This is a genomic window from Elusimicrobiota bacterium (assembly GCA_016180815.1).
In the GTDB taxonomy this organism is placed as follows: Bacteria; Elusimicrobiota; Elusimicrobia; order JACQPE01; family JACQPE01; genus JACPAN01.
In genome coordinates this window covers 1-12,060 of record JACPAN010000037.1, presented here as the reverse complement: position 1 = coordinate 12,060, position 12,060 = coordinate 1, and the positions used below count along the sequence as shown (strand labels likewise).

Sequence of the window (12,060 nt, the reverse complement as noted above, 5' to 3'; positions counted from 1 at the left end):
ATGTCTTCCGGCTGCTGCCGCGTCACTTTCAGGTAGAGGGCGTCCGGACACAGGTCAACCTGGTCTTTCCAAATCAAGTGAAGAAAAGGAGCAACGCCCCTCCGGCCGGCTTCAACCCTTGTCGAGGCTGAATTTGCCGGGGCCGGCGAAGATCAGGCCGAAGAAGACACAAGCCAGTTCGATGGCGTGGGAAGCGGTGGCGAGATCGTCGCCTTTCCCGAAATGATGCGCGGTGGCGACGATCATGGTGCAGAGCAGAAGAAACGCGGCGGGACGAAAGAGGAAACCGAGGATCAGGAGAAAGCCGCCGGCTTGGAGAAGCTGTTGAACGAAAAGAAGGCCAAGGCCCTGGGGCCATTGGCCGGAAAAAACGAGGCGCTGGATCATTTGTTGAAAGACGCCGCGGACAAAGCCAAACCTTCTGCGGGCGGCGCCCCTGTTCCGACCAATCTGAAAGATTTAAAGAAACTCTTCAAATAAATCGGCTTACGGCAGTAATAGGCCGGCTAGTCCGGCCGCAAGAACAATAACCGCGTCCGGGAATTTTGAGCCCAAGAGCAGGATTAAGCTCGCCAAAAAGATTACGGCACATTTTAAATTGGGCACAGCCTGGGGGATGAGAAGAACGACGGCGCCGGCCAGAGCCCCGACGGCGGCTGCGGTGATGCCGTCAACGAAGGCCTTCAATTGAGGTTGATCTTTGTAGCGCTTGAAATACGGCGCCGGGATGACGGTGAAGAAATAAACCGGCGTAAAAATTCCGATGGTCGCCAGCACGGCTCCGGCTAAGCCGGCGGCCAAATACCCGATAAAGGCCACGGTGATCAGCAGGGGTCCGGGCGTGATCATGCTGACGGCCACCGCATCCAAAAATTGCGCATCGTTTAACCACCGATAATCTTGGACCACGCCTTTATAGAGAAAAGGCACGATCGCCATGCCCGTGCCAAAAACAAAGGCCCCGGTCTTGACGAAAAAAAGAAAGGTGCTCCCGAGCGTTTGCGCCGCGGGAGCGCCCCAGGTCAGCGGTCCTAAAAAAAATGAGCCCAAGCAAGCGGAGCCTGGAAATTGTTTTTTCGGCGGCGCATAAACAAACAGCCCCAGGAGCCCGGCCGCTAAAAAAGCATAAGCAATTTCCGCGCGCGTGACCGCGGTAAGAGCGGCCAGGCACATGAAAATAGCCCATAACAATTTTTTTACGCCCAGCACCCTGCGGCTGAGCCTGACTGACGCGATCATCATAATGGCCAGAACAGCCGGGTTGATTCCTTGGAATATTTTTTTGACCCAGGGCAGCCCCTGATAATCGACATAGAAAACGGAAAGAATCAAAACAATGAAAAAGGCGGGCAGCACAAAAGCGATCCCTGAGAGCAAAGCGCCCCAGGCGCCTCCTTTAATATAGCCCAACCAAATGGACATTTGTCCCGCCAAAGGTCCGGGTGCGGCCTGGGCCAGGGCCAAGCCCAGTTTGAATTCTTCCGGAGCCACGATTTTTTTGCGTTCGACCAATTCTTTTTCCATGTAATTGACGAGAGCGATGGGCCCGCCGAAACCGGTGGCGCCTAGTTTGAGCATGTAGAGCAGGATTTGTTTGAGTTCGGTTTTCGGACCCATCACAGTATTTTACGGGAAAATTGTTTGAAAATGTTTTTTTGCCTAAAGTCCAGACGGCGATTCATTGAGCTAAAATTCTTATTGAATGAGGGAGTTGTGGACAAAAATCGTTTGGCTCTCGGCTTTCGGCCCGGCCCGCGAGTGGATTCGTTGAAGCCGGCTTTAAATCGCCGTGCGGCCGGTATTTTTTGCCATATCACCTCCCTTCCCGGACCATGGGGCGCCGGGGATTTGGGCCCGGGGACCGCATATTTTTTGGATTTTTTGAAGAAAGCCGGCCAGCGTTGGTGGCAGATGCTGCCTGTGGTTCCGCCCGGGGCCGGAGATTCTCCTTATAGTTCGCCATCGGCTTTTGCCGGGAACGAATTATTCATCAGCATCGAACGTTTGGCCGACGAAGGCCTGCTTGGCCGCAAGGCGCCGACCGGCGTCTCTCCGGGGCGGACCGATTATGCGGCGGCCCGGGATTTAAAGCGGCCGTTGTTGAAGGCGGCCTTCGGCCGTTATGTGAAAACAGTCCCGGCCTCCGAACGCGGCCGGATGGAGCTTTTTGAGCGCGAGAATGCGTTCTGGCTCGACGATTACGCGCTTTATGCCGTCTGCAAGGAACATTTCGATCAAAAGCCGTGGATGTTCTGGGAGGCGGGGTTGGCTCATCGCGACGGCGCGGCCCTGGCCCGAGCGCGCCGGAAATTCGCGCAGGAAATTTCCTTTCAGAAATTTTTGCAGTACCTTGTCGATCGCCACTGGCGCGCGTTCAGATCCCAAGCCGCGGCGCACGGCGTCGGATTAATCGGAGACATTCCCTTTTACGTGGCCCAAGACAGCGCGGACGTTTGGGCGCAGCGCGAAATTTTCCGCTTAAGCGGCGACGGCCGTCCTCAGGCGGTGGCCGGCGTCCCTCCGGATGCTTTCAGCGACGACGGGCAGTTGTGGGGCAACCCGATTTTCGACTGGCCGGTCTTGACGGCGCGCCGTTACGATTGGTGGATCCAGCGTTTGAAAAGAGCCGCCGCGCAATTCGACGCGTTGCGATTAGATCACTTCATAGGTTTTCAAAACTATTGGGAAATCCCTTGTGGCGCGACAACGGCCAAAGGCGGCCGGTGGGTCGCCGGTCCTCAAGACGATTTCTTTCGTGAAGTATTCAAGCAGATGCCGGACATCGAGCTCATCGCCGAAGATTTGGGCGTTTTGACGCCTGAAGTCGAAGCTTTGAGGGACCGGTTTAATCTTCCCGGCATGCGCGTGCTTCAATTCGCCATTGAGGAGGCGATGAGCCAAGGCTCGACGGGATTTTTGCCCGGCCGCAAACGTTCGGTCATTTACACCGGGACGCACGACAACGACACGGCCGCAGGCTGGTGGCGCAAGAAGATGCTTCCGGTCGCCGGCCGCGAACCGGAAGGCCGGGTGTTGGCGCAGATTTTCCCCGAAGGCGCAGCCGAGGCGCATTGGGATTTGATTAAAATGGCCTTCAGCCTTCAGGCGGATACCGCTATAATTCCTATTCAAGATGTTTTGGGTTTGGATTCATCGGCTAGGATGAACACGCCGGGAACCGCTGAAGGAAATTGGACTTGGCGCCTTGAGGGCAGGGAGCTTACTGCGGAACTTGCCGGACGCCTGCTTGATTTAACCCGCGCCAGCGGACGCTGCGGGAGCGCGGTTGATCGATTTCATGAATAAACAAACGTCGATACGATCAAAAGAACGCGCCGTTTCGGTGAAAAACGGCCGTTTTCATATGCGCCTCGGCAAGCCCTATCCGTTGGGCGCCACCTGGGACGGCATCGGCGTTAATTTTGCGATTTTTTCGGAAAACGCCTCTGCCGTGGAGCTTTGCCTCTTCGATTCCCCTCAAGCCCAAGAGGAGTTTTACCGCGTCAGCCTTCCCGAAAAAACCGATATGGTGTGGCACGGCTATATTGAGGGTATTTTCCCTGGGCAGCTCTACGGTTACCGGGTGCACGGACCCTATGAACCCAGCGCCGGCCGGCGTTTCAATGCGAATAAAATCGTGCTTGATCCTTATGCCAAAGCCATCGGCCGCAAGACTCATTGGAAAGATGAGATGTTCGGCTACACGATCGGGGACCCGGCCCAAGACCTTTCCTTCGATGAGCGGGATAACGCCGCTTGCGCTCCCTTGGCCGTGGTGATCGACCCCGCTTTTACTTGGGGCGACGACAAAGCGCCGAAGAACCCTTGGCATAAAACGTTGATTTATGAGCTGCATGTTAAAGGCTACACTCATCAACACCCTAAGGTGCCCGAGCGCTTGCGCGGGACCTATGCGGGATTGGCCAGCGCCCCCGTCATCCGGCATTTGACGGATTTGGGCGTGACCGCGGTCGAACTCATGCCCGTCCATCATCATGCCGACGAGCGCCACCTGCTGGAGAAAGGATTGGTTAATTATTGGGGGTACAATACCCTGTCTTTTTTCGCGCCGGATATGCGTTACGCATCCGCGGAAACGCCCGCCGGCGCGGTCAAGGAATTTAAACAAATGGTGCGCGCGCTTCATGCAGCGGGCATCGAAGTGATCCTCGATGTGGTTTACAATCACACGGCCGAAGGGAATCATTTGGGCCCCACGCTTTCTTGGCGCGGCATCGACAATTCGACTTATTACCGGCTTGCGGACAAGGATAAGCGTCATTACCTTGATTTTACGGGCTGCGGCAACACGCTCAACATGCTGCATCCGCGCGTTTTGCAATTGATCATGGACAGTCTGCGTTATTGGGTGCTGGAGATGCGCGTTGACGGGTTCCGTTTTGATTTGGCCAGCGCGTTGGCCCGCGAGCTTTATGACGTGGATAAGCTGGGCGCATTTTTCGACATTATCCATCAGGACCCGGTGATTTCCCAGGTGAAGCTGATCGCTGAGCCTTGGGACTTGGGGCCCGGCGGCTATCAAGTGGGCAATTTTCCGGTAGGCTGGGCGGAATGGAACGGCAAATACCGCGATACGGTGCGGCGTTTTTGGAAGGGGGAGGGCGGCGTGGTTTCGGAGCTGGCAACCCGCTTGGCCGGATCCAGCGATCTTTATGAACAAAGCGGCCGGCGGCCTTATGCCAGCATCAATTTCGTCACCTCGCACGACGGGTTTACGCTGGATGATTTGGTCAGCTACAACGACAAGCGCAACGAGGCGAATTCAGAAAACAACAAAGACGGGGAAAACCAAAACTTCAGCTTCAACCACGGGGTGGAAGGTCCGGCGAACGATCCCGCGGTTTTGGCTTTAAGGGAACAGCAAAAAAGAAATTTTTTCGCGACCATGTGCCTGTCTCAAGGGGTGGAAATGATTCGCGGAGGCGATGAACTCGGGCACACGCAACAAGGCAATAACAACGCCTATTGCCAGGATAATGAGATCAGCTGGCTTAATTGGAATTTGGACAAGCGGCGCCGGGATTTTTTGGAATTCGCCAAGAAGGCGATTGCGCTGTGGAAAAACAACCCGGTCTTTCAGCGGCGCCGGTTTTTTGAGGACCGCCCGCTTCGGGGTTCCGACGTCAAAGATATTTACTGGCTGGAGCCTTCGGGAAGCGAGATGACGGATGAGATGTGGAACGCGCCCGAGGCGCGTTCGCTCGGCATTCTTTTGCCCGGCGACGCGATCGATGAAATGGACGAGAGCGGCGAGCGCATCTCGGGGAACACGTTTTTATTGCTGTTTAACGCCCATGATCAGGATATCGCCTTTGCCATGCCCTCTCACGTCGGGGTCGCCGAAATTCACGAGCAATTTTGGGAAACCGCGCTTGATACGGCCCGGCCCAACGATCCCAGCCAGTTGGTCAAACCAACAAGCCATTATCGTTTGAAAGCCAAATCGTTGGCCGTGTTTCGTTTGTTGGTTCACCGAGGCGATTCGTGAGCCGCGTCGCCGCCGACGCCCGGCGGTTTTTAAACGCTTTGACCCGGCGGTCCAATGGAATCCCATCGCTCCTGGTGTTAACGCACGATCATCCGGATCCTGATGCCATGGCCAGCGCCTGGGCTCTGGTCCATTTGGTTCACGAGCGTTTCGGTTTGCCGGCGCGCATCGTTTACGGCGGCGTCATCGGGCGTATGGAAAATCAAATGATGGCCAGGATTTTAAAAATTCCGATGCATCGATGCGGACCTCAGGATTTAAAAAGCCGCCGCTGCGTGGCGCTGGTGGACACTCAGCCTCCGTTCGCCAACAATCCGCTGCCGTCGAAACGCACGGCCGCTTTAATCGTGGATCATCACCCCCGGCACGCGAAAACCAAGGCGGACATCGCTTGGATCGACGAAAAAGTGGGCGCTACGGCCACGCTTCTTTTTGAGGCGCTGCGCGCGGCGCATGCGTCCATACCCAAGAATTTAGCCACGGCGCTGTTTTACGGCATTGGTTCCGAAACCCAGCACTTGGGCCGCCAGGCCACCGACCGGGATATCGCCGCTTATCGCCGCCTGATGGTTTTAGTCGACATGAGGGCTCTTTCTAAAATTCAGAATCCGTCGCATCCCAGTTCGTTCTTCAGGACGCTGGCAAGGGCCGTCCATGAAGCCTTTATCATTCGCAATGTTATCGGGGTTCATTTGGGCGAGGTGGCGACTCAGGATATTGTCGCGCATATGGCGGATTTTCTTTTGACCCATGAAAAGATGCGCTGGTCGGTCGTTACCGGACGGTATCAGGGACGGCTTTATATTTCCGTGCGCACGTTGGATCAAAAGGCGGAGGCGGGACGGCTGCTGTGGCGTTTATTGGGCGGCGGTTCCCGGGCCGGCGGGCACAGCATGATCGCCGGCGGCTCTATCGAGGTCGGGCAAGATGCGGCTCCTGAAGCCTGGCGTCAAGCCGAAGGGCAGTTGATCTCGCGATTCCTAAAAAGGCATGGAATCAGAGAACCCTTCGCTTTAAACTATCCTTACCGGGAACCGGCACAAAAGGCCCGTCCTCACACATGAGCGCCACGCGTCCTGCCGCCGACATTCGCCACAATTTCACATTGTTGACCGACGATGATTGCTACTTATTCAATGAGGGCGCTCATACCCGGCTGTATGAAAAACTGGGCGCTCATTCCTGCATTGCCGACGGTATCCCCGGCGTATATTTTGCGGTTTGGGCGCCCGAGGCCAAGCGCGTGTCCGTGATCGGGGATTTCAACGGCTGGCAGGCGTCGGCGCATCCGTTGAAGCCAAAAGGAAATTTTGGCATTTGGGAAGGTTTTATTCCCGGCCTCGCTTCCGGCGCTTTGTACAAGTACGACATTACATCGAGCCACGGCGATTACACGGTCCAAAAAGCGGACCCTTTTGCATCGCGCGCCGAAACCCCTCCGAAAACAGCGTCCATGGTTTGGGACTTAAGTTACGCATGGCAAGATGCGCAGTGGATGAACAAGCGTGGCGCTAACAACAGCCGACAGGCGCCGGTGTCGATTTACGAGGTGCATTTGGGCTCTTGGGCGCGCGTGCCTGAGCAAGGGAATCGTTTTTTAACGTACCGGGAAATCGCGCCCCGCCTGGCCGCTTATGTCCAGGAAACGGGCTTCACGCATGTTGAGTTTTTACCGGTGATGGAGCATCCTTTTTATGGCTCCTGGGGCTATCAAACCACCGGGTATTTCGCCCCGACGTCGCGTTACGGCACGCCGCAGGACTTGATGTTTTTGATCGACTATTTGCACCAAGAGGGCATCGGCGTGATTTTGGATTGGGCGCCTTCTCATTTCCCCAACGACGCCCACGGCCCGGCTTTTTTCGACGGGACGCATTTATACGAGCACGCCGATCCCCGCCAGGGTTTTCACCCGGACTGGAAAAGCTGCATTTTTAATTACGGACGTCACGAGGTGAAAAGTTTTTTGACCAGCAGCGCGCTTTTTTGGCTGGACCGTTATCATGCCGACGGGCTTCGGGTCGACGCCGTGGCCTCCATGCTTTACCTTGATTATTCGCGCAAGGAAGGCGAGTGGATTCCCAATAAATACGGCGGACGGGAAAATTTAGAGGCCATTGATTTTTTACGCCGGTTGAATAAGGCGGCTTACGCCGCTTACCCCGACGTTCAAATCATGGCTGAAGAATCCACGGCTTGGCCCATGGTTTCGCGTCCGACTTACGTGGGCGGGCTGGGTTTCGGTTTTAAGTGGGACATGGGTTGGATGCACGATACTTTGCAGGTGATGGCCAAGGAGCCGGTGCATCGCAAGCATCATTACGGGCATCTGACGTTTCGGACGATTTACGCTTTCCATGAAAATTTTATCCTGCCTCTTTCCCATGACGAGGTTGTTCACGGCAAGGGCGCGCTCTTGGCCAAAATGCCGGGTGATGACTGGCAAAAAATGGCGAATTTGCGTTTGCTGTTGGGGTACATGTTCGCCCAGCCCGGAAAAAAATTGTTATTTATGGGCGGGGAATTCGCCAGCCGCAAGGAATGGTCCCATGAGCAGAGCTTGGAGTGGCACTTGTTGAATGACCCGGCGCATCAGGGCATTAAACATTGGGTTTCGGATTTAAACCGGCTGTATCGATCGGAGCCCGCTTTGCATGAGCTTGATTGCGAGCCGGCGGGCTTTCAGTGGGTCGAGAGTTTGGACGCGGATAATACGGTTTTGGCGTTTTTGCGTAGGGACGCGTCAGCCAAGATCATGATTCTTGCGGCGTTCAATTTTACCCCGGTGCCCCGTTATGATTACCGGCTCGGCGTTCCCGCCGGCGGCTCCTGGTTTGAATTGTTAAACAGCGACGCCTCGGATTACGGAGGCAGCGGCGTCGGTAATTTGGGCGTTGTCGCCGCAGGCGAGGAGCCCAGCGGCGTTTTTAATCACACCATCCGGGTGACTCTGCCGCCTTTAGCCGCGGTTTTTTTCAAGAATCAATTTTGATTCGTTATATTTTGTTTCGGTTCTTTTGATCCGTGAATGGTTCGCTTTCAACGGAGTTTGTACAATAAGAATTGCTCCCTATAGCAAGGAGGCGTTTATGCAATTTTCAAAAACAAGCGCGATGAAAAAGAAGAAGACGAAGACGGCCGGCGCCAAGCCGGCGCTTTTGACGCCGTCCGCGCCGGCGTGTGATGCGGTGCTTGATTATCCCAAAGAAGGGGAAAAACTCCGCCGCGGCCATTATGCCGTCCGCGTTGGCGCTCCCGGCGCCACCGAGGTTCAGGTTTGCGTCAATGAAGGCGCTTGGCTGACGGCCCGGGCGGGCGCAGGCTACTGGTGGGTGGATTGGTGGCTGGAAAAAACCGGTGAATTTCGTCTGAAAGCCCGGGCCCGTAAAAACGGTTTATCATGGACCGAAACCTCCGTTAGGAATTGCCGGGTGGTTGAAGTCAACGCTCAGTCAAACTGAATATCAAGGAGTCTAAACAATGGGAAAGAAACTCTATGTCGGAAACCTGCCCTTCGATACCACGGAAGAGCAGCTGCGCGCGAGCTTTCAAGCTTGCGGAACAGTGGACAGCGTCCGGATTATCACGGACAAGATGACGGGCCGGTCCAAAGGATTCGGCTTTGTTGAAATGGCGGATGATGCCGCGGCCCAGCAGGCGATTCAGAAGTTGAATAAAAGCCGCATGGGCGAGCGCGAGATCGTCGTCAATGAAGCCCGGCCCATGGAAAATCGAGGCGGTGGCGGCGGACGCGGCGATTGGAGCGGCGGACGCGGCGGACAGGGACGCGGCGGACGTTATTAACATAATCATTAAAGCCGCAAATCGCGGCTTTTCGATCATTCGATCACGCGGCAGTCTGTGCATGGATTGCCGTCGATGAGCGAAACAACAACCGGCGCTCTTTTCGAGGGACTGGGGCTGCATCCTGATTTATTGCGCGCCGTCCAAACCATGGGTTTTGTCGAGCCCACTCCGATCCAGGCTCAAACCATCCCGTTGGCTTTGGAGGGAGGCGATGTTTTGGGCTGCGCTCAAACCGGAAGCGGAAAGACAGCCGCCTTCGCGCTGCCGATTTTAAACACCCTCAAGCTTAAACCCGGCAATGGTTTGCGCGCTTTGATTCTGGTGCCGACCAGGGAATTGGCCGAACAGGTCAATCAGACCTTCAAGGATTGCGGACGCTTCATACACATCAAAACAGCGGTGGTCATCGGCGGCGTCGGCTACCATGGCCAGCGCCTTTCAGTCCGCCAAGGAGCCCAGATTCTCGTAGCCACGCCCGGCCGGTTGCTTGATCATTTGCAGCAAGGGAGTTTTAATTTGGGCCGTGTGGAGCACGTGGTTTTGGATGAGGCGGACCGGATGCTGGACATGGGTTTTTTGCCGTCGATCCGGGCCGTATTTCAGCACCTGCCGCACGAGCGCCAAACCATGATGTTCTCCGCCACGCTGCACTCCAAGGTCGGACAAATCGCGGCCTTTGCGTTGAGAAATCCAAAGAGGGTGGAGGTGGCCAAGCCGACGGCCACGGCCGAAGGCATCAGCCAGGTCGTGTACCCTGTGGATCAGTTTCAGAAGGCGGATTTTCTCGTCGCCCTGCTGAGGGCTGTTCAAATGAAATCCGTCTTGGTTTTCTGCCGCACCCGCCAGGGCGCGGACCGTTTGACCCGCCGATTGATTGCGGCGGGGTTTTCCACCGGCATTCTTCACGCTTCAAAAACTCAGAGCCAGCGAACCCGCGCCATGGAGGATTTCCGGCAGGGCAAAATTCAGATTTTAGTGGCGACCGATATTGCGGCGCGCGGCATCGACGTGCGCGAGATCAGCCATGTCATTAATTTCGACGTGCCCCGCTATCCGGAAGATTATGTTCACCGCGTGGGCCGCACGGCCCGGGCTTACAGCATCGGCGATGCGGTGACGCTCATGGATATCACCGAATCGTCTTTTCTCATGGCCATCGAACGCTTTACAGGATTGATTTTTCCGCGCGCCATGCTTCCTAATTTTCCCTACGCGCATCCGCCGCGACTTGAGCCGTCTAAGCCTCGCCCGCCATCCGGACCCTCGGGACGCCGATTCGGCCGCCGCTTTTTGCCCAGACGCTTGGGCCGCTAGCGCCGGCTAAGCCATAATATCAGGCATGGGTTTCTACCGGCATAACCTTTATTTGGCCTTTAATTTTTTTGTTTTCCGTTTGGCCAAACTTATCGTTCAAATATTCGGCGCGCGGGCTCTTCCCGTAGCATCCTTCGGGCTTTTTTCTTACCTCTATTCGCTGATGGATATTTGGGTGCATCTATTCGGTTTCGGATTGGATATTGCGGCCTCCCGCGCCCATGGCTTGGCAGCCGATTGGCGGGAGCTTTGGAAAAAGGCCGCTTTTTGGAAATTACTCTTGAGCGTATTGGGCGCTCTGATCGGCTTGATCGCTCTTCCCTGGCCGTACAGCCTGATCTTCGGCGTCTGGCATATCGGTTTCATGCAGTCCAAATTGGCTTACAGTTTGGTCAACACCTTGCTTTACCCCAAGGGCTTGGTAATCGCGGGCTTTGCGGCTGAGACCGTTTTGGTTGCCGTCGCGTTATTAGCCACAAAAATATGGGGATTGGCCGGCTTTGTTTCGGCGTTTGCCTTGGAGCGCGCGGTGGAGGCCTTGGGCTTGTGGCGGGCGGCGACTCTGCGCGAACCGGCCCTTGCCGAACATTGGAATTGTTCGGGCATGAAGAACGCGGCCCGCCGTCTTTTTCCAGGGGCTTCGTGGCTGTGGGCCAATCAGTTGTTGGGTATTTTGGCCGCGCGTTTGGACATTGTGCTGGTCAAAATGTTCCTGGGTCTTGAATCTTTAGCCCTCTACTCATTAAGTTTTCGTTTGGCCGAGGCGCCGCTGTTTTTATTTGCGGCCATGGCGGACAGCACCTTCGCTTATTTCGTCCGCCACCGCAAGGACCAGGAATCCTTATATGCTGGCCATGTCAAGAAAGCCTTGGTTCTGGGTTTTGTTTGCGCCGCCGCCTTGACCGCATTCGCTTTTCTGGGCGCGGGATTGGTGTTGGGTCCGAAATACGCCGGCATTGCGCCTTTCCTGGCCGCTTATTCCTGGGTGTTGGTTTTGCGCGGAGCCAATATGGTGAGTTCAAGTTTTTTGGCGGCTGCGGGCCGCGAAAAAGCGCTGTTGGCCAGCTCCGCCGCAGGGGTGGGTTTCTCCGGACTACGGCGAGCGCCGACCGGCCCCCGTGGTCACCTATTCCACCGTGGGCAAGCTTCCGCTCCGCATCGTGACGCTTCTCTTTCCCACGGATGGGCCGGTCGCCTCGTTTCCGGCTGTTTCCCCGTTTGGGGCAGATGAATTGGCGGGTCTAGTTTTTGAGGGAGGGCGGGAAACCGTCAAGTTTGGAGAGCAGGACGTCTTCCTTGAACGCCGGTAGGCGCCCGTGCACAGGGGTGCCAGCGCCTCCGAAATGAAGCCGCCTGGAGAATCGCAAACCTAGCCGGAGTGTAGATCGTGCGGCTTGGCCTCATCGGTGGAGCGTTGGGCTATCAGGCGC

At 56.1% G+C, this 12,060-nt stretch carries 10 protein-coding genes; 9 read left to right on the top strand and 1 reads right to left on the bottom strand.

What is annotated here, in order from left to right:
• Nucleotides 1-222 precede the first annotated feature (222 nt).
• The gene (locus HYT79_12540) at nucleotides 223-480 is read left to right on the top strand and encodes a hypothetical protein (GenBank protein MBI2071409.1); all 258 of its coding nucleotides are present in this window, start codon (nucleotides 223-225) and stop codon (nucleotides 478-480) included.
• A gap of 6 nt (nucleotides 481-486) precedes the next feature.
• On the opposite strand, the gene chrA is transcribed toward HYT79_12540, so the two are convergent.
• Nucleotides 487-1,617, bottom strand: coding sequence for a chromate efflux transporter (gene chrA / locus HYT79_12535; GenBank protein ID MBI2071408.1), 1,131 nt, complete (start codon nucleotides 1,615-1,617; stop codon nucleotides 487-489).
• Between the two features lie 30 nt (nucleotides 1,618-1,647).
• Between chrA and malQ the strand changes: the two genes are divergently transcribed.
• The 8 genes from malQ to HYT79_12495 all read left to right on the top strand — a co-directional run bounded on the left by malQ (nucleotide 1,648) and on the right by HYT79_12495 (nucleotide 11,861).
• Nucleotides 1,648-3,306 carry a 4-alpha-glucanotransferase gene (malQ, locus tag HYT79_12530; protein ID MBI2071407.1) on the top strand — a complete coding sequence of 553 codons (1,659 nt, stop codon included), beginning with the start codon at nucleotides 1,648-1,650 and terminating at the stop codon, nucleotides 3,304-3,306.
• A gap of 58 nt (nucleotides 3,307-3,364) precedes the next feature.
• Entirely contained in the window at nucleotides 3,365-5,509 is a 2,145-nt protein-coding gene (gene glgX / locus HYT79_12525) for a glycogen debranching protein GlgX (GenBank protein ID MBI2071406.1), read from the top strand.
• Nucleotides 5,506-6,573: a DHH family phosphoesterase gene (locus HYT79_12520; protein MBI2071405.1), complete on the top strand. Its 1,068-nt coding sequence runs from the start codon at nucleotides 5,506-5,508 to the stop codon at nucleotides 6,571-6,573. Before glgX ends, HYT79_12520 begins: the two co-directional genes overlap by 4 nt.
• Nucleotides 6,570-8,501 carry a 1,4-alpha-glucan branching protein GlgB gene (glgB, locus tag HYT79_12515; GenBank protein ID MBI2071404.1) on the top strand — a complete coding sequence of 644 codons (1,932 nt, stop codon included), beginning with the start codon at nucleotides 6,570-6,572 and terminating at the stop codon, nucleotides 8,499-8,501. Before HYT79_12520 ends, glgB begins: the two co-directional genes overlap by 4 nt.
• Nucleotides 8,502-8,598: 97 nt before the next feature.
• Nucleotides 8,599-8,970 carry a hypothetical protein gene (locus HYT79_12510; protein MBI2071403.1) on the top strand — a complete coding sequence of 124 codons (372 nt, stop codon included), beginning with the start codon at nucleotides 8,599-8,601 and terminating at the stop codon, nucleotides 8,968-8,970.
• A 19-nt stretch (nucleotides 8,971-8,989) separates the two neighbouring features.
• The gene (locus tag HYT79_12505) at nucleotides 8,990-9,313 is read left to right on the top strand and encodes an RNA-binding protein (GenBank protein ID MBI2071402.1); all 324 of its coding nucleotides are present in this window, start codon (nucleotides 8,990-8,992) and stop codon (nucleotides 9,311-9,313) included.
• Between the two features lie 75 nt (nucleotides 9,314-9,388).
• Entirely contained in the window at nucleotides 9,389-10,630 is a 1,242-nt protein-coding gene (locus HYT79_12500) for a DEAD/DEAH box helicase (GenBank protein MBI2071401.1), read from the top strand.
• A gap of 25 nt (nucleotides 10,631-10,655) precedes the next feature.
• Nucleotides 10,656-11,861 (top strand): oligosaccharide flippase family protein, encoded by a 1,206-nt coding sequence (locus HYT79_12495; GenBank protein MBI2071400.1) that lies wholly within the window; start codon nucleotides 10,656-10,658, stop codon nucleotides 11,859-11,861.
• Nucleotides 11,862-12,060: the final 199 nt, after the last annotated feature.